Source organism: Corynebacterium sp. HMSC077G07 (genome assembly GCF_001809225.1).
GTDB classification, from domain to species: domain Bacteria; phylum Actinomycetota; class Actinomycetes; order Mycobacteriales; family Mycobacteriaceae; genus Corynebacterium; species Corynebacterium jeikeium_D.
This window is the reverse complement of sequence record NZ_KV796533.1, coordinates 99872-117553: the sequence shown is the minus strand read 5'-3', so window position 1 is coordinate 117553 and position 17682 is coordinate 99872. Positions and strand designations below refer to the sequence as shown.

At 58.8% G+C, this 17682-nt stretch carries 14 protein-coding genes; 5 read left to right on the top strand and 9 right to left on the bottom strand.

Annotated features, from left to right (window positions below; genetic code table 11):
* Positions 1–60: 60 nt before the first annotated feature.
* The 3 genes from HMPREF2562_RS05255 to HMPREF2562_RS05245 are packed head-to-tail and all read right to left on the bottom strand — an operon-like array spanning position 61 to position 5854.
* Complete coding sequence (locus tag HMPREF2562_RS05255) at positions 61–600, bottom strand: tRNA (cytidine(34)-2'-O)-methyltransferase (RefSeq protein WP_038627766.1); 540 nt, start codon at positions 598–600, stop codon at positions 61–63.
* Positions 601–631: 31 nt separating this feature from the next.
* Positions 632–2596: an alpha/beta hydrolase family protein gene (locus tag HMPREF2562_RS05250; protein WP_070549722.1), complete on the bottom strand. Its 1965-nt coding sequence runs from the start codon at positions 2594–2596 to the stop codon at positions 632–634.
* Positions 2597–2614: 18 nt separating this feature from the next.
* Positions 2615–5854 (bottom strand): error-prone DNA polymerase, encoded by a 3240-nt coding sequence (locus tag HMPREF2562_RS05245; RefSeq protein ID WP_049170054.1) that lies wholly within the window; start codon positions 5852–5854, stop codon positions 2615–2617.
* Positions 5855–6101: 247 nt separating this feature from the next.
* On the opposite strand from HMPREF2562_RS05245, the gene HMPREF2562_RS05240 reads away from it, so the two are divergent.
* The 3 genes from HMPREF2562_RS05240 to HMPREF2562_RS05230 all read left to right on the top strand — a co-directional run bounded on the left by HMPREF2562_RS05240 (position 6102) and on the right by HMPREF2562_RS05230 (position 8780).
* Positions 6102–6968 carry a MetQ/NlpA family ABC transporter substrate-binding protein gene (locus HMPREF2562_RS05240; protein ID WP_049169929.1) on the top strand — a complete coding sequence of 289 codons (867 nt, stop codon included), beginning with the start codon at positions 6102–6104 and terminating at the stop codon, positions 6966–6968.
* A gap of 64 nt (positions 6969–7032) precedes the next feature.
* A complete protein-coding gene (locus HMPREF2562_RS05235; RefSeq protein WP_049169931.1) occupies positions 7033–8082 on the top strand; it encodes a methionine ABC transporter ATP-binding protein in 1050 nt (349 codons plus the stop codon).
* A 65-nt stretch (positions 8083–8147) separates the two neighbouring features.
* A complete protein-coding gene (locus tag HMPREF2562_RS05230; protein ID WP_224433327.1) occupies positions 8148–8780 on the top strand; it encodes a methionine ABC transporter permease in 633 nt (210 codons plus the stop codon).
* A gap of 24 nt (positions 8781–8804) precedes the next feature.
* Here HMPREF2562_RS05230 and HMPREF2562_RS05225 read toward each other — a convergent pair whose 3' ends face one another.
* Positions 8805–9716: a sucrase ferredoxin gene (locus tag HMPREF2562_RS05225; protein WP_070549721.1), complete on the bottom strand. Its 912-nt coding sequence runs from the start codon at positions 9714–9716 to the stop codon at positions 8805–8807.
* 164 nt (positions 9717–9880) lie between these two features.
* Between HMPREF2562_RS05225 and HMPREF2562_RS05220 the strand changes: the two genes are divergently transcribed.
* Complete coding sequence (locus HMPREF2562_RS05220; RefSeq protein ID WP_070549720.1) at positions 9881–10561, top strand: AMIN-like domain-containing (lipo)protein; 681 nt, start codon at positions 9881–9883, stop codon at positions 10559–10561.
* 40 nt (positions 10562–10601) lie between these two features.
* On the opposite strand, the gene HMPREF2562_RS05215 is transcribed toward HMPREF2562_RS05220, so the two are convergent.
* The 3 genes from HMPREF2562_RS05215 to HMPREF2562_RS05205 all read right to left on the bottom strand — a co-directional run bounded on the left by HMPREF2562_RS05215 (position 10602) and on the right by HMPREF2562_RS05205 (position 13483).
* Positions 10602–12266, bottom strand: a complete 1665-nt coding sequence (locus HMPREF2562_RS05215; RefSeq protein WP_070549719.1) for a Y-family DNA polymerase — start codon at positions 12264–12266, stop codon at positions 10602–10604.
* A complete protein-coding gene (locus tag HMPREF2562_RS05210) occupies positions 12266–12961 on the bottom strand; it encodes a hypothetical protein (RefSeq protein ID WP_048731702.1) in 696 nt (231 codons plus the stop codon). The genes HMPREF2562_RS05215 and HMPREF2562_RS05210 overlap by 1 nt, the downstream gene beginning before the upstream one ends.
* Positions 12962–13177: 216 nt before the next feature.
* Positions 13178–13483, bottom strand: coding sequence for an antibiotic biosynthesis monooxygenase family protein (locus tag HMPREF2562_RS05205; protein WP_070549744.1), 306 nt, complete (start codon positions 13481–13483; stop codon positions 13178–13180).
* A 65-nt stretch (positions 13484–13548) separates the two neighbouring features.
* Between HMPREF2562_RS05205 and HMPREF2562_RS05200 the strand changes: the two genes are divergently transcribed.
* Positions 13549–14310 (top strand): hypothetical protein, encoded by a 762-nt coding sequence (locus HMPREF2562_RS05200; RefSeq protein WP_016422123.1) that lies wholly within the window; start codon positions 13549–13551, stop codon positions 14308–14310.
* 4 nt (positions 14311–14314) lie between these two features.
* Here the strand turns inward: HMPREF2562_RS05200 and guaA are convergent, their stop codons facing one another.
* Together guaA and HMPREF2562_RS05190 are read right to left on the bottom strand one after the other, a co-directional pair.
* Positions 14315–15889: a glutamine-hydrolyzing GMP synthase gene (gene guaA, locus HMPREF2562_RS05195; protein ID WP_070549718.1), complete on the bottom strand. Its 1575-nt coding sequence runs from the start codon at positions 15887–15889 to the stop codon at positions 14315–14317.
* A gap of 13 nt (positions 15890–15902) precedes the next feature.
* Positions 15903–17651, bottom strand: a complete 1749-nt coding sequence (locus HMPREF2562_RS05190; RefSeq protein ID WP_070549717.1) for an FAD-dependent oxidoreductase — start codon at positions 17649–17651, stop codon at positions 15903–15905.
* Positions 17652–17682: the final 31 nt, after the last annotated feature.

The following is a 17682-nucleotide window of genomic DNA, read 5'->3' as shown; positions in this document are numbered from 1 at the left end:
TCTTAGGCACAGGAGCGAATAATGCCCAGAAACGCCCTGTAACCGCCCTCGCCTTTGACCCTATTTACCGCCCATAAAGCCCTGCTGACGCCAGACTTCATAAGCAGCCACTGCAGCGGCGTTGGAAAGATTCATGCTGCGACGAGCGGGCAACATGGGAATTCGGATTAATTGCGTAATTCGCGAATCATCGAGCACTGACTGTTCCAACCCGGTTGGCTCCGGGCCAAAGAGCAGTACATCGGTGTTCGTGTACTCAATGTCTGTGTGCCAAGTGTCAGCGTGTGCGGTAAAGGCAAAGATGCGGCACCCTTGGCTGGCAAAGGTCTCCAACGCTTGATCGATGGAATCGTGAATACGCACATCGGCCAGGTCATGGTAATCCAGCCCGGCGCGACGCAGATTCTTGTCATCGAAGTTGAACCCCAGTGGCTTGGCCAGATGCAACATAGCTCCAGAGCCCGCACACATGCGGATAGCGTTTCCGGTGTTCGGCGGGATGACAGGCCGGTCAAAAAGCACGTGGCAGGTGTGGCTCTTAATCCAGTCTGTGGAGTTGGTTGGCTCGGCGTTCGTCGGCTCGGTCGTGGCGCTATTCATTTCTTCTGTCAGTTCTTTTCCGCTGCTTCTATTACTGATCGTTGTTAGTTTCTACTGCCGTTGACGCGCTGGGTGCCGCATCACACACGCCGTGCTCGGCGAAAAACGCGATGATGGTCTCACCGATGAGCGCTCGGCTCCTCGGCTTCGAGAACTTATGGCCCTCTCCCTCAACCACCAGAAAATCAGTGGGCACACCATAGGCGTCCATGGCGTTGCGCATCTGACCGGACTCTCGCGGAGGCACGTTGGTATCCCACTCGCCGTGGATGAATAGGGTTGGAGCCTTCATTTCCTCCGCACGGTGCAGTGGCGAGATATCGCGCAGAAGCTCAGCATCCTGGTACGGGTAGCCGTATCGAGGGAACGCGGCCTGCGCCAACCAGGGTTCTGTGGATTGGTAGTAGGTTTCAAAACTTGTCATTCCGCAGGCATCCACGATGGCAGCAAACTGATCCGGGTACCACGCCGAGGCCAACAGCGACATGAAGCCACCGTAGGATCGCCCACCCAGGGCAATGCGTTCTGGGTCCGCCAACCCGGCATCAACGAGGAAGGCACGCGCCGCTGCGATATCCGCAATAGCGGCAAAGCGTCCATAGCGGTCGCCCGCGTGCTCGAATGACCTACCGGACCCCGAGGAACCGCGCACATTAGGTGTGAACACCACGAATCCCGCCTCCACAATGCTGGCTAGAACATCGTGGTGAATGGGTTTTGCCTGCAGTTCTGGGCCGCCGTGGATGTGGATGAAAGCCGGCGGTAGTGCGTTTCCGGAAACGTCATTAGAACTATTGCGCACCGACTCTGGAAGGTAGAGCCAGCCAGAGAGTTCCAGCCCATCGCGGGAGACAAAGTAGACCAGTTCTGGGGCCGGCATGGTCTCCAGGTTCTTCTCTTCCAGAGCCAAAATCCGTTCGGTGCGTTCCATATCCAATGGCTCAATGACACCACCGATATTGCGCAGAATCTCCACCGTTGGCGCAAGGCCTGGCCCTTCTACTGTCAGGGAGATCAGCTCACCGTCCCCGGAGATTGACAGCTCGCGCGCAACCATGCCCGGCAATTCCACATTGCGGCGCACCATCACCCGCATGTCGTCAGTCTGCGGGTGAAGGCCAAGGGTTAGCACCTCGAGCGTGCTGACCCCACCGCTATTCCACAGCACAGCCGCGGTGGAGGAATCCTCACTAATGACGAATTCTTCGACGTCTTGATCCGGATTGCCAATGAACTCCTCGACATCAACTTCGATGCCAATCTTCATATCCAAAATCTCCGCTGCGGTCGATTCCGCTGTGCGCGGCTCAGTAGTGCTGATACCGCTATCGGGAGTAATACCCAGGCGCAGGATGCGACGCTGTTCCGCGCCATGATCTGAGAGCACGAATGCGGTCAGCTTCTCCTGCCCCGGATGCGCCAATAAGACACCGACATCCGTGGTAGAGCCAGGATCGGATGGCAACAGCGGCTGCCACTGCTGCCCCGGCCCGACTAGTAGTAACTCCCGGTGGCCTCGCGGTCCCACCCGCACGAGGCCAAACCCACCTTCAGCCGCTACCAGCTGGCTGTCAGTGCGTTTATCAATGACCTCATACTTTGAGTCCGTCGGGTTGACCAAACGCGCATAGTTAATACCCTGGGCATCGACCGCGTTCATCGCTAGGAGATCGTTATCCCATTCCACCAGTGTGGCGCGCATATCCGCATCCATACGCAGGGGGCGGGCACCGTCGACCTCCGGATCGGTGGATACCAGCCAGGTCTGCAAACGCTCCGTACCGTACGGAGAGACCTCGCAGGCAATCCACTTTCCATCCGGAGAGTGCAGCACCCTGGTAACCGGGCCTTCCACCGGCAGTTTCACGGGGCGCTCCGCCCCTAGCCCCTCCGGAGTAATCTCCTGCTGTACCGCACGCGGGTAGCCGCTATCGCGGACAATAAAGGCGATTGCACTCCCATCCGGTGCTAACGAGGATTCATAGGTCTGGCGCATGACAATCCATTCTAGTAGTCAGCGAAAATCTCTACTTCGACCTGCCACCACCGGCTGCCCCAGAGCCTCGGACATATCCACCAGACGATCGGCCACGATTGTCACCGCACCAGAGGCTGTCTGCGCGATACCGCGCACCACCATCGCCCGCGAATTCACCGCTACCGGCCGAAAACGATTCCACAGCCCCGGTGTACACAGCACATTCACCAGCCCAGTTTCGTCCTCCATTCCCAAAAATGTCACTCCGCCAGCTGTCCCTGGACGTTGCCTATGTGTCACGACTCCCGCCACTTCTACTCGTGTTCCGTCGGGCACTGCTTTCAGTTCTGCCGCAGGCACCACTCCACGTTCCTGCAGGTCTGCCCGCAACGCGGCCACCGGGTACTGCCCCGGGGTCACTCCCGTTGCCATCAAATCGGCAGCTGCCAGCTCAAACTCCGTCATGCCGGGCAACGCCGGTGCGTCGGCAAGCGTGAGCCCCGGCAGCATGCCCTCACTTTCCGTCGCCGCCACGCCCGCCGCCCACAGTGCTTGACGACGGTCAATCCCCAGCGACCCAAGTGCTCCTGCGCGCGCCAGTGCTTCCATGTGCCCAACACCCAGCCGAGCTCTGCGGGCGACATCTGCTGCGTTGACAAATGGCCGCGCTGCGACGATACGTTCCGCCACGTCATTGCCCACACCGGCAATGGCACCGATCCCCAAACGAATACGACCATCGATGACGCTGGCTTCCACGCCTGAAACTGCGATATCCGGACCATCGCAGCCGATACCGTGCCGGCGGGCATCGGCAATCAACGACTGCGGAGAGTAAAACCCCATGGGCTGAGCACGGAGCAACGCTACACAGAACTCCGCCGGATAGTGGTACTTAAACCAGGCCGAGAAATACACCAAGGAGGCAAACGACTGCGCGTGTGATTCAGGGAAACCGTAGGCGGCAAAGGCCACTATCTTGTTCCACAGTTGTTCCCCAATATCCGCATCAATGCCACTGGTGCGCTCCAGCCCAGCCAGAAAACGGGCATGGAGCGCTTCCATTTTGGCCACTGAGCGCTTCGACCCCATAGCGCGGCGCAGCGAGTCCGCTTCCGCCCCGCTGAAATCCGCCGCATCGACGGCCATTTGCATCAGCTGCTCTTGAAATAGCGGAATGCCCAGTGTCTTCCCGAGAGACTTCTCCAACACCGGATGCTCATAGGTCACCGGTTCGAGTCCATTTCGGCGGCGAATGTAGGGGTGCACGCTACCGCCTTGAATGGGGCCTGGGCGAATGAGTGCCACCTCCACCACCAGATCAAAGAACTCCCTCGGCTTCAGTCGGGGCAAGGTGGCCAGCTGCGCGCGCGATTCCACCTGAAACACGCCCACCGCGTCCGCGCGTGCCAACATCTCGTAAACCTCCGGTTCAGCGACATCTATTTCCCACAGGTTCACTCGGCGCCCATGCTGTTCATAGACCAAGTCAATGCAATGGTGGATGGCCTCCAGCATTCCGAGGCCAAGCAGGTCGAACTTCACCAGTCCCGCTGCCGCACAGTCATCCTTATCCCACTGCACTACTGAGCGCCCCTCCATGCGTGCCCATTCCACTGGCACGACATCCGCAATCGGCCGATCACAAATCACCATTCCGCCAGAGTGAATGCCTAAATGACGAGGCTGCCCACGAAGCTGCTCCGCCAGTTTTCGCACCGGCTCCGGCGGACACGCTTCCCGGTCTCTGACCCACGCATCGATAACGCCCGGCGAGTATCCCAACACCCGCGCCGCATCGCGCAATGCGCCGCGCCGCCGGTAGGTAATGACATTGGCTACCTGCGCGGCATTGTCACGACCATACTTTTCATAGACGTATTGGATAACCTCTTCCCTACGACCAGACTCGATGTCTACATCAATATCCGGCGGACCATCCCGTTCTGGCGACAAAAACCTCTCGAACAACAGCCCGGCACTAATGGGGTCAACATTGGTGATCCCCAGCGCAAAACACACCACCGAGTTAGCGGCCGAACCGCGCCCCTGCGCCAGAATTCCCGCCCGGCGACAGAACTCACAGATGTCGTGCACGATGAGGAAGTAGCCCGGAAAGCCCAACTCTCGAATCACAGTCAGCTCATGTTCTAACTGCGCCCACGCCCGCGCTTGCACGGAGCCGTCCCCAGCTCCATCGACCGGACCATACCGCCGCCGTGCCCCCGCACGGGCAATTTCCCGCAGCCAGGAGTCCTCATCGTGGCCCTCTGGCACTTCCCAGCGAGGCAACTCAGGCGCAATGAGGTCAAGCGTAAAAGCACACTCACCTGCAATGTCCTGTGTTGACCGCAGCACCTGCACCCCCAGATACCGTGTTGCCGCCGCTAGCTCCTCCCACGAACGCAACCAAGCTCCGCCTGCCGGCTCCAGTCGTGACTCGAACCCGCCTAAGTCCTCTCTCACAGCAAGAGCCTGTTTAGCCCCAGCCAACCGGCTTGTCGCAGGCGAAGCTGACGTCGCAGCAGAGGAAACCACCTCCCGCAGGCCATACTTCACAGCTGCGGCTGAAATAGCTTCCGCGTCATCGGCCGCCTGCGCGGTGGGGCTCACGCGGTGTTCGAGTGCCACATTCTCCGCACCGAAGGCCGCAATAAGTTCTTCCAGGTCGCCGAGCCAGTTAACGTCGGCAAGCACCTGCCAGAAACCACCTGCAGCCTCCCCCAACTTTGGCAGTGGAGGATAGCGGACGACGGACTTCTCCCCTGCCGACATATGCGCATCACACAGCGCGTGGCTCAGGCGCCGATAGCCCTCGGGCCCCCGCCCCAGCACCGTGAGGGGCCGCTGCGGAAGCCCCAGCTCCGCGCCGATGATTGTGGCAATACCAGCCTCCGCTGCAGCCTCGGCAAAACGAGCGATTCCATAGAAACCATCGCGATCTGTCAGCCCCAACACGTTTAACCCCAAACGCACAGCCTCGGACACCAATTCTTCCGGATCCGATGCGCCATGCAGGAACGAATAACTCGAACGACAGTGCAATTCCGCCTTAATATCCGCAGGCGTAAATGACATGCCACCTCTGCCACCAGCGCCGCTTTCCGGAGCTTCAAAAGCCCCAACGATGGAATCTGACAGCTGTCCCCGCCAGCCGTTGAAGCTACCATTAGGCTGTAGTTTTCCTGAAAATTTACCCGATAGAATACGCTCAATCCGCGACCAGCTCAGTGGCCGACCGGACTGCTCCGACTGTCCGTCCGAGATGTTTTCCATGCCACGAACATTAACCCACACCGCGGACTGCATTCAAACGTACTTTCGACTGGCATCTGCATTAAACGTCACCCCCGGGACGCATCCGTAAGTCACATCTCAGCCACGCTCGACTGTTTAGGCTGAAGTTGAATTTTCAGCACTACCTGGGCAAGTGCTAGCCTTAACCCCAGAATTAAAGACAGCTTGGTCTAGTTCTGCCTTAAAACTTCAGCTAACAAATCCCATTAAATAAGGAGACCCCTCGATGAACCTCAAGCGTTTTTCCGCCGGTGTACTCACTGTCGCATTCGCCGCAACCGGCCTTACTGCCTGCGGCAGCTCGGATGATGCCATTCGCATCGGCACCACGGATGCCAGCAAGAAGGCCTGGACCGTTTTCGAGCAGAAGGCTTCTGAACAGGGCATTGACCTGGATGTTCAGAACTTCTCCGACTACCAGACCCCGAACCGCGCACTCGATGAGGGCCAGCTCGACGTCAACCTCTTCCAGCACATCAAGTTCCTGGCTGAGTACAACGTCGGCGCTAAGTCGGACCTGACTCCGATTGGTTCGAGCGAGATTGTCCCGCTGGCTCTGTTCTGGAAGGACCACAAGTCGGTTGATGAGCTGAAGAAGGGCACCGAGGTCGTTATCCCGAACGACCCTTCCAACCAGGGGCGCGCTATTAACGTGCTGGCTCAGGCTGGCCTGCTAAAGCTGAAGCAGGATGACCTGCTGACTCCGTCCCCGGCCGACATCGATAAGGAAGCTTCCACAGTCACGGTCCTGCCAGTGGATGCCGCTCAGACCCCGGCCGCTTACGGCGAGGGCAAGCCTGCCATTATTAATAACTCCTTCCTGGACCGCGCCGGCATCGACCCGAACACCGCCATCTTCCAGGATGACCCGAACTCCACGGAGGCAGAGCCGTACATCAACGTCTTTGTCACCAAGGCTGAAAATGCTGACAACCCGAAGTACGCGGAGCTCTCCAAGATCTGGCACTCCAAGGAGGTCCAGGACGCAGTCGCAGAGGACTCCAAGGGCACCTCGGTTCCGGTTGACCGTTCGGCTAAGGAGCTGCAGGACATTTTGGACCGCGTCGAAGAGCAGCAGCGCGAGCAGAACTAACGCCACTGCCACTTAAGTACCGCCCAACACCAGGGAACACAGACCAAGGGGCACTGATTCATTCGTGACCAACAGGGGAACGAAGCTCGAATTCCGCGAGCTGAACAAGCAATTCGGCGACGTCACCGCGCTCGCCGACATCAACCTAACCGTTGAACCCGGCGAAATCCTCGGCGTCATCGGTTATTCCGGCGCCGGTAAATCAACGCTCATCCGTATGATTAACGGCCTGGAAAAGCCAACCTCCGGGCAGGTTTTGCTAGATGACACCGACATCGTCGGCATCTCCGAGCGCCAGCTACGGGGCTTGCGCCGCAATATCGGCATGATTTTCCAGCACTTCAACCTCTTCCATTCGCGCAACGCGATTCGCAACGTTGAATACCCGCTGGAACTGGCCGGTATGCCGAAGGCCAAGCGCCGCGCTCGCGCCCAGGAACTGCTGGAGTTCGTCGGTCTCGGCGACAAGGCGGAGTCCTTCCCCGAGCAGCTCTCGGGTGGGCAGAAGCAGCGTGTCGGCATCGCCCGTGCGCTCGCCACCGAACCGACGCTCTTGCTTGCCGACGAAGCCACCTCGGCACTCGACCCGGAAACTACTTCCGGCGTCCTGGATCTGCTGCGTCGCATCAATCGCGAAATGGGTGTCACTATCGTGCTGATTACTCATGACATGTCGGTTGTACGCGGTATCGCTGACCGCATGGCCATCATGGAAAATGGTCACATCGTCGAAACCGGTACGGTCCACGAGGTCTTTGCCAACCCCAAGACTGAGGTTGGCCGCCGCTTCGCCACCACCGCACTGCGCGATGTTCCAATTGGCCGTGAACGCGATTCGGTGAATCAGTCTGCCGAGAGCGCAGCGGCTCGCCTGGTCACCATCACTATCAATGACGGTGTTGACCTCGGTGCCCTAGCACAGGCCACTAGTGCCCACGGTGTCGCCGCCTCGGTGGCACACGGCGCAGTCGCCAATGTGCAGGCGAAGTCCTATGGTCGCCTTACTTTGCGGTTGACTCCGCTGACAGGTAATTCCGCCTCGGATTCCTCTGATTTCGATGCCGCCATTGCTGCTATTTCCGAACTGACACAGGTAGAGGAGCTTGCATCATGATCGGTCTCTTAAACTCTCTGCCATCGGTGAGTGGCAAGGACACCAACTGGGATAGCCTCGGCCCAATGCTGGGCGAGGCATTCGGCCAGACGCTCTACATGGTCTGTGTCGCCATGCTGATTGGTGGTGTTGCAGGTCTGGCAATCGGCGTGCTGCTCTACACCACCCGCGACGGTGGCGTGTTGCGCAACAAGTTTGTCTACCAGGTCCTCAATGTCCTGATTAACTTTGTTCGCCCAATCCCGTTCATCATCTTGGTTACGGCCATCGGCCCACTGACAAAGAACGTGGTCGGCACCACGATCGGCACCGAAGCCGCGGTGTTCGTCATGTCGATTGCCGCCACATTCGCCATCGCGCGACTGGTGGAGCAGAACTTGATGTCCATCGACCCCGGCGTGATTGAGGCCGCCCGTGCGATGGGCGCAAGTCCGTGGCGCATCATCCGCACGGTCGTCGTGCCGGAGGCACTGGGCCCGCTGGTACTGGGCTACACCTTCGCCTTCATCGCCGTGGTCGACATGTCAGCTATGGCCGGCTACATCGGCGGTGGCGGACTGGGCAACTTCGCAATCACCTACGGTTACCAGGCATTCGACTGGAACGTCACCCTGGTGACAACCCTGGTCATCATCTTCATCGTCCAGTTGGCGCAGATCTTCGGCAACTGGCTCTCCAAGAAGATTATGCGCAGGTAGCCGCGCACATTAGCTAGCCACTAGCTAGCGGCGGGTTACTTCGACCGCAGCCCAGCCCTTCTTTGGCCCTGGAGCATCACCGCAGGAAGACACAACGCCTTCCGTGGTGATTTTCTCCAGGGCCACTTCATATTCCACGACCTTGTCGCGGTCGCTGGGGCCGTCGTAAAGCGCGACGACTGCAGTCGTGCCGTCGACGTCAACGCGTGCGACATCGTCTACGCCCCACGTATCGGCTTGACGACGCACAGCCAACTCGGCCGCCTGCCCCTGCGGGGTGTAGATACCACGGCCGCGGCAGCCCTCTGCATGCACGATGCCCTGCTGAGCGTCTTCGATGACCCCCTTGGCATCCACCGCACTCAGACGTCCAAAGCTGTAATTCCATGGCAACAGCACACTCGCCGGCGCAAAGCGGTGCCCCTTAGAGTGCGAGGTTTCCCACACGACCTCTGGGTAGAGATTGTGCATCGCAGCAGCGAGCGGGCGACCTTTAATCGCACAGCAACGATCGCGCTTACCGTGCGTACAGATGAGAAACAGTGGATGGTCCAGACGAGTGGCCCCCTCGGTGGGCTGGCCAGGGCGGATATCCAGAGTCATCAGGTCTTCAACATCAGCAACCATGCGATGTTCGAGAAAAACCTCAGAGCCATCCACTGATTCACAATGCGCGATATAGACGTTAACGCCATCACACGGCTGCTGGCCGATTCGGCCTGGCTTTCGAATCAGCTGCAACGCGCCGCCGCGTTCAGACAACCAGGCCTCTACCTGACCGGTGATCTCTGCTCCCCATACCCCGCCGTCAAAAATATCGTGCGACCAACCGAGTTGGTGCTCCAACGCAATAAAGAGCTTTCCGGTCTTCGCAGTACCGGGAAGCGGCTCAGTCATCTGAGCAGAACAGGTGGTATCAAATTTGGCCTGGCTCATACGCCTAAGCGTAATTGAGTGCTCCCTGCGATTGGGTCTTAGGTCGCAGCGTTCACCCCTGTTTTATTACTATTGTGCAACACTTTGACAACAAATACTTCTGACCTCGACTTTTGTAGTTCAGCTTGTTGAAATTCCGTAACTGCGCACATACCGTCAGACGTATGAATACGAAATCGCTGGATGTTTCGCGCACCCGTACCCGTATCGCGGCATCCCTGTGCCTCGCATTGGGCCTGGCTCTCGGCGCTTGCTCCTCTGACTCATCCCCAGACTCGGCTGCTGCAGTGTCTATGAAGACTGACTCAACCGCTGGCACCTCCGATTTGTCAAGCAGCTCTAGCAGCTCCACTAGCTCGTCTGCGGCAGCGCAAACCACCATGGATGACGATGCTGCTCCGGAGGGCGATTTCAATAGTTCCTCCTCAGAAGCTGCCCCTTCCGATGGCGCTTACTTGGGTATTGAAGATGTTCGTGTCGGTTCCCACGACGGTTACGACCGCATTGTCTTTGAACTCACGGGCGAGGGCACTCCGGGATATTTCGTCCGTTACGAGGATGTGCCGACCCAACAGGGCTCCGGCAAACCGATTTCGGTCGACGGCACAGCCAAGCTGGTAATCGACTTGCGGGGCATGGGCTACCCCTTTGATTTCCAGATGGAGGACTTCCCCTCTGACTCGGTCAAGCCGACATCAACTTCCGTTATTAAGGAAGTCGTCGGCGCCGGCACCTTCGAGGGACAGACTCAGTATGTCGTCGGGCTCAAGGGAGATAAGACCCCATTCAAGGTTTTCTCGTTGAGCAATCCGAACCGCCTGGTTATTGACTTCCAATCGAAGTAATCGGGTTGCCCATCCCCGGTGCCGGCCCCTCGCTACGCCTCTACGCGTAAGCCCCCTCGATTCTCCATGCGCCGGCATGCCCTATGAGCAACCAGGCGGCGATGGTACCGTCATGCGCTACCGCACGGATTTGTAGTCTTGCCGCTCGGCGAGCCTCATCGGGTACCCACCAGCGCTCGTCAATCGGCCAGGGCCCAGCCCACGATGACACGCGGTACGTTGTCACTCCATGCCGCACCAGAGATGGTTCCGCCGTCATGGTCGCTCGCCCAGTTACGCCCACGATCTGCCCATTGGCATCGAGCACTTCCACCTCAGCATTAGCAGTCGCGGGAATAGTTGCCGGATTGGGAGCAAGAACGGCTCCCGGCCACGGCTGATTATTTTCCGCGGTTTTTGTGTTTTTGGGGTTTTCTCCGAAAGCGACAAATCCCACTCTTTCCCCTGGGCCACGCCCGCCCTGCATGATTGGTTGCTGTACTGCCTCTGACCCCAGTAACCCCTGCACACGCTCGGCAGCCCGGCGCGCTTTGGCTCGCGCATCATCACTACCGTGCCACAGATCCTGCTTTACGGCCCCGGCGGCGACCACATCCAGTGGCTCTAACTGCAGCTCTACAATTCCGCGGCTGTCATCTCCATCATTTTCCTCAGCGCCGTCAACAGTTCCAGCAACAGTGCCGCTGTCCCCTCGTGGCTGCTGCCGATTCCTGTTATTCAGCCAGCCATCGAGCTGCCACCGAACCCTGTCAGCCGTAGTCTGTTCTGCCAGTGGCTCAGTGCAGCGCCATACTCTGCGCACCTCTGAGCCGTCACTAAATTGCGCCACTACCGCTAAGCGGTAACACGAATACCCATGGTTAAAAAGTTTTTCATGCAGTTGCCCAGCTAGAAAGCGCGCGACGAATGAGGCCTCATCCACTCTCCGGAGTGGACTCTCCCAAGACTGGTAACTCACAGCCAGTCCGGGCGGCAAAGATCGCGGCGCCACCAACCGCACTTCCCCACGGCAGGCCAAATCGTGCCATCTAGCCCCCTGCGCCCCAAACCTGTTGGCTATATCCCGCTTCGGTAACGCAGCGACATCCCCCAATGTGCGCAGGCCGAGTTCCTGCCACGACTTCGCAAGCTCTGCGGGCATCTCCAGTGCACTTTCCGCCCTCAGCTCCACCAGAGAGATTCCCTGCCGAAATCTTTTGCCTTCATCTTCCCCGGGAGCTACCAGCACTCCCCTGCGCGCTGCCAAAATAGCTGTCACAATATCGTCCGCGAGCCCCAAGCTGCAGTCCACGCCCGGTACCGCAGCGGCATCAAGCAGCTTTTCCAAGGCCACATCCTGTCCGCCGTAATAACGCATTACCCCTCGCGCTGCCACAACCGCCAAGCCTGGCCGTAGAGCTTCGACCCCAGCTGCCACCGCCTCCAACCGTTGCAGCACGGACTCGAATTCCGCAGCGTCGCGCACCGCACTTTCCTCGACAACCTCCAGCTCCGGGCACAACGCTTCCGCATGGCGACGGCTTTGCCCGCGCCGTACCCCTGCACGGCGCGCACTCGGAGAACAAGCAGCTACTCCGCTATCACCCACAATCGCAACTGGACTGAGCGGATTAGCCTGCGACGTCACAGATGCTAGATGTGCTGCCTGCACTGGCCAATCAGGAAGCCATAGCGCCACCACACGGCTCGATTCCGCCGCTACCACTAGGACCTCCTCTGCGCGGGAAACGCGACCACATTGTTCTGTTCCACCTGTTCCCCCACCCGCCAACGGCACTGCCTCCGCGGAAACCGCGTCCCCGACACACTGACTTGGTAATCCACTGCTCGAATCCGGCCATAACCAGTGCCAAGCCCGGAAACACCAGCGACAGAGCTGGAAATTTCCGCAGCAGCGCCCGGCCACTGCTGCCCGACAAAAACCAGAGCACAACCACTCGTGCGCAGTCGTGCCTGCAGCGGACGTGCCTGCGACGGCGGCGGAGTGCGCGCCAACGAAGCCACCACCAAGTCAACGCCGTCCGCCAACAGCCCAATTACTTCAAGCGGCTGCATTCCAGGATCTGGCACACAGACAATGTTCGATAGCTTCCCGCCCAACTCCACCACGGAGAGCAACCCCTGTTCAGCGAGTCCAACTAGCGCAACATGACCTGTCTTCGTAACTTCCGCGATTAGACCTGCCAATACCGCACCGGGCTGTTCAATGACACTGACAGCCCCTTTTCGCACTGCTCCCGCCAACGTATTTTCCAACGCCTCCGGCACCGGCAGAGCCTCACCGAGCCCAAAGGTTGCACCAGTTGCAGTCCCACCAGACTGGGCTGCCATCGCCTGCCGCAATGCCGCAATAGTCTGTTCCTTAGACTGCCCCGCAGCAATATTGACCGCCGTTGTCACTTCTTGTTCCACCTCATCCCGCTGCTATCCCACTGCCATCTCACTGCCATCCCCACTGCCCTGCCCACCACGAACACTGCTCGAATATTCTTTCCCAACAAGCGGATTAAACACTACCCTAAATAGAATGTACGTTCGATATTAATGTGCGAAGAAAAGCGCCGCACACCACCGCGCGACGCTCTAACCTCAGCCGAGTACTACATTTCGTACTACTTAGGCCTTCACATCGAGAACTACATCGAATTCGAGCAAATCAGCCGACGACGACACCGGCTTGCGCTTTTCGCCCTCATGCGAAGCCTTGAAGGCACGGCCCTCACGCCACCCCTGGTAGGCCTCCTCGCTCTCCCACTCGGTAAAGACAAAGTAGCGGCTCTCTCCTGCAGTTGGACGCAGCAGCTGGAAACCAATGAAGCCCGGCACATCGCTCATCTTTGAAGAGTTTGCGGAAAAGCGACGTTCGAGCTCTTCTCCCGAACCCTCAGGAACGGTAATAGCGTTAATTTTTACAATGCTCATGGTCATAACACTAGCCACACAACTCTCAACAATCTATAGTTCCATCGCTACTAAAATTAAGAAGTATGACAGATTCCAGCCGGCACCAACACTCTTCAGGCTCTTACCAAGACGGGGCCGAACGCACGACAAAATTTATCAATAGTCCCGTGCGCCTGGGGACGGCAATTGGCGTCACCACCGCAGTGATCGCACTGCTCGCATTGCTTAAAGCCCACATCATCGGCTCCATTGGCTGGTGGATCATGATAGCGCTTTTACTGGTACTCATCGGCACCACACTTTTCGTGCGCCAGGCAAAAACACCCACCAAAGAAACTCGGCCCTCCTACTTCGCAGAGCCGATGCGTGAGTCACCAAACGACATCTCGTGGAATAGCAGTATAAGCGTGCTGCTCATCTTCCCCGGAGCATGGATCATTGCCGCCGTCGCCGAACGAATTTCCTCTACACCGGTCGCCTGCATAATGACCCTAGTTCTGTCCGCCATCACCGCTACCTGCGCAATCCTGCCGCGGCAATTCGGATTCCTCCCTCTCGCCGCGCATCTTCCTGACAATTTCGCCCAGCGCTGCCCCTACCCCGCCGACTCACCAGAGGCCCGCATCCTCACAGTCCTCTTCATCGCACGTCTACGCGACGGCTACGTCTTCTTCACCGACCAGCTCCCCTATTTCGCCATGCTTGACGACGATACCGTGAGCGCAGCTCTCCACACCCTAGCCGCCGATAAGCGCATCACCATCGCCAAGAACAATTCGGCCCTGACGGAAAAGGGCCGTGCCCGCGAGTTTGCACAACTCACAGACACGGCCCTTGCCAACTAGTGGCTTACTCCCACTCAATGGTTCCCGGTGGCTTGGAAGTCACATCCAGGACCACGCGGTTGACCTCAGGCACCTCGTTGGTGATACGAGTGGAGATTTTCTCCAGCGTATCGTAGGGAACACGAGTCCAGTCAGCGGTCATCGCATCCTCAGAGGAAACCGGGCGCAGCACGATTGGGTGGCCATAAGTACGACCATCACCCTGGACACCAACCGAGCGGACGTCGGCAAGCAGGACGACCGGGCACTGCCAGACAACCTCGTCCATACCTGCGGCCGTCATTTCCTCGCGTGCAATGGCGTCGGCGCGACGGAGGGTATCCAGACGCCCCTCATCGACAGCGCCGATGATGCGGATACCAAGACCCGGACCCGGGAACGGCTGGCGAGCGACGATTTCTTCCGGCAGCCCCAGTTCGCGACCGACCGCACGGACCTCGTCCTTAAACAGCAGGCGCAGCGGCTCAACGAGGGTGAACTCAACGTCATCCGGCAGACCGCCGACGTTGTGGTGGCTCTTAATGTTGGCGGTACCAGAACCGCCACCGGACTCAACCACATCCGGGTACAGGGTGCCCTGGACCAGGAAGTCCACGGTCTCGCCCTCCGGAGCGCCCTCCAGCGCCTGTGCGACAGCGCGCTCGAAGGAGCGGATGAACTCACGGCCGATGGTCTTACGTTTGGTCTCCGGATCGGTGATACCAGCCAGAGCATCCAGGAAGACCTTGGAATCGTCGACGGTAATCAGCTTCGCACCAGTTGCGGCAACGAAATCCTTCTCAACCTGCTCGCGCTCGCCCTGGCGCAGCAGCCCATGGTCGACGAAGACACAGGTCAGACGGTCACCAATAGCGCGTTGCACAAGTGCGGCGGCAACTGCGGAGTCAACGCCGCCAGACAGAGCGCAAATTGCGCGACCGGTCTCACCGACCTGATTACGGACCTGCTCAATCAGCTCTTCCGCGATGTTAGCGGCAGTCCAGTCCGGCTCCAGGCCAGCAATCTCATACAGGAACTTCTCCAGAACCTGCTGACCATACGGCGAGTGGTTGACCTCCGGGTGGTACTGCACACCGGCCATGCGCTTTTCCAAGCACTCGAAAGCCGCTACCGGAGCACCCTTGGTGGACGCCGTAACGGTGAAGCCCTCCGGCGCCTTAGACACCGCGTCACCGTGGCTCATCCACACCTCGTGTGTCTCCGGCACACCAGTGTGAGCGACACCGCCACCGTCGACGACGTTCAGCTGCGTGCGGCCGTACTCACGGTCACCGGTAGCAGCAATCGTGCCGCCGAGCACCTCAGTCATCGCCTGGAAGCCGTAGCAAATACCAAACACCGGAATGCCCAGCTCAAGCCACTCTGGGTTGAGCTTCGGGGCACCTTCGGCGTAGGCACTGGACGGGCCGCCGGACAGCACCAGCGCAGCCGGGTTCTTGGCCTTAATTTCTTCGGTCGTCGCATCATGCGAGACCACTTCGGAATAAATTTTTGCCTCGCGCACACGTCGCGCGATGAGCTGCGCATACTGCGCACCGAAGTCCACGACGAGGACGGGCTTAGTCACCTGTTCAGACACGCCCTAAAGCTTATCAAGACTTACGGACTGCAGGCATACCCAGGTTCAGTGCAGCCGGAGCATCTTCCGGCACAGCCGGGTTCACCGGAGCAATCGGATCCAGGCGCACGTAGGACTCACCCTGCGCCGGACGCTGATCTTCCTCACCCTTATTCGGCCACAGCGACGTTGCACGCTCCGCATTCGCGGAAATCGACAGTGACGGGTTCACTCCCGGGTTGGCTGCCATCGCCGAACCGTCGTGAATCGAGAGCGTCGGGTAACCCCACACACGCAAGTACGGATCAACAACGCCGTTTTCGGGTGAATCCGAAATCGTTGCGCCGCCAATGAAGTGAGCTGTCAAAGGAATGTTTGCCAACTCACCGATAGTGCCCCCAGCCAGCACACGACCATTCCGACCACGTGCACTGAGCTTGTCCGCCGCACGTTGCGTAGCTTCGTTACCCGACGGAATCCACGTCGGATTCGGCTCCCCCTCGCCCTGCTTACTCATCAGGAAACGCACCGGCCCGATCTTTTGCAGGTACGTCGTAATCGAGTTGTCGCGATTCTGCATCACCAGAGAAATCACGGTGCGCTGCGACCACTTACGCAGATTCACGAGCTGCGTCAGGTAGTTAGGATGCTTTACGACGGTTCCCACAGCCTGCAACCATCGCGGAGTCCGACGACCTCCTTCGGTCATAATCATCTGCAGCATTGCGATGGCATTAGAGCCCTTACCGTAGCGCACTGGCTCGATATGGGTGTCCTCGTCCGGGAAGAATGACGAAGTGATGGCTACACCGTTAGAGAAGTCATTTTCCGGGTCCACCTTCGTACCCATCGCGCCCAAAATAGCCTCGGAGTTGGTGCGGGTCAGCTTGCCCAAAGATTTCGGCAGCAGCGGCAAGTGCCCATCGGCCTGCTGGCGATGCAACAAATTCTGTGTGCCCCAGGCACCGGCGGCGAGAATGACGCGCTTAGCGCTAAACTGCTGCTTGTCCTTAGCTACCCAACGGCCAGTGCGCTCAGTGTCAATAACCCAGGAGCCATCAGCCTGAGGATGCAGGCCAGTAACGGTAGTGCGGTCAAAGACCTGCGCACCAAACTTCTCCGCCAAGTAGAGGTAGTTCTTAACCAGGGTGTTCTTGGCATTGTGACGGCAACCAGTCATGCACTCACCACATTCCGTACAAGCAGTACGGTCCGGGCCGATCCCCCCGAAGTAAGGATCGGAAACTGTTTGCCCTGGCGCACCCTGTCCACCTGTCTTGGCTCCGAAGAACACACCCACCGGAGTCGAGCGGAAAGTATGACCCACCCCCATATCTTCGGCTACCTCACGCATGACGACGTCGGCAGGCGTGTCGGATGGGTTGGTGACCACCCCGAGCATGCGAGATGCATTGTCATAGTGCGGAGTGAGTTCTGACTCCCAGTCGGTAATGTGCCCCCACTGACGGTGCTGGAAGTATTCAGTACCCGGCTTATACAGAGTGTTTGCGTAGTTAAGAGAACCACCGCCGACGCCGGCACCAGCGAGAATCATGACATCTTTCAACATGTGCACACGCTGGACACCAAAGAGTCCCAGCTTAGGAGCCCACAGGTACTTGTGAAGCCGCCAGCTGGTCTTGGCAAAGTCTTTATCTTCGAACCGTCGACCAGCTTCGAGAACTGCCACTCGGTAGCCCTTTTCGGTCAACCGCAAAGCAGAAACAGAACCACCAAAACCGGAACCGACGATTACAACATCGAAATCACGTTGTTTACTCATGGGAAAAGCCACCTTCTCTAAGGGCGTAACG

Coding starts and splice junctions, on each gene's coding strand:
- HMPREF2562_RS05255 (WP_038627766.1), bottom strand. CDS start 600: ATGAATAGCGCCACGACCGAGCCGACGAACGCCGAGCCAACCAACTCC.
- HMPREF2562_RS05250 (WP_070549722.1), bottom strand. CDS start 2,596: ATGCGCCAGACCTATGAATCCTCGTTAGCACCGGATGGGAGTGCAATC.
- HMPREF2562_RS05245 (WP_049170054.1), bottom strand. CDS start 5,854: ATGGAAAACATCTCGGACGGACAGTCGGAGCAGTCCGGTCGGCCACTG.
- HMPREF2562_RS05240 (WP_049169929.1), top strand. CDS start 6,102: ATGAACCTCAAGCGTTTTTCCGCCGGTGTACTCACTGTCGCATTCGCC.
- HMPREF2562_RS05230 (WP_224433327.1), top strand. CDS start 8,148: ATGCTGGGCGAGGCATTCGGCCAGACGCTCTACATGGTCTGTGTCGCC.
- HMPREF2562_RS05225 (WP_070549721.1), bottom strand. CDS start 9,716: ATGAGCCAGGCCAAATTTGATACCACCTGTTCTGCTCAGATGACTGAG.
- HMPREF2562_RS05220 (WP_070549720.1), top strand. CDS start 9,881: ATGAATACGAAATCGCTGGATGTTTCGCGCACCCGTACCCGTATCGCG.
- HMPREF2562_RS05205 (WP_070549744.1), bottom strand. CDS start 13,483: ATGAGCATTGTAAAAATTAACGCTATTACCGTTCCTGAGGGTTCGGGA.
- HMPREF2562_RS05200 (WP_016422123.1), top strand. CDS start 13,549: ATGACAGATTCCAGCCGGCACCAACACTCTTCAGGCTCTTACCAAGAC.
- HMPREF2562_RS05190 (WP_070549717.1), bottom strand. CDS start 17,651: ATGAGTAAACAACGTGATTTCGATGTTGTAATCGTCGGTTCCGGTTTT.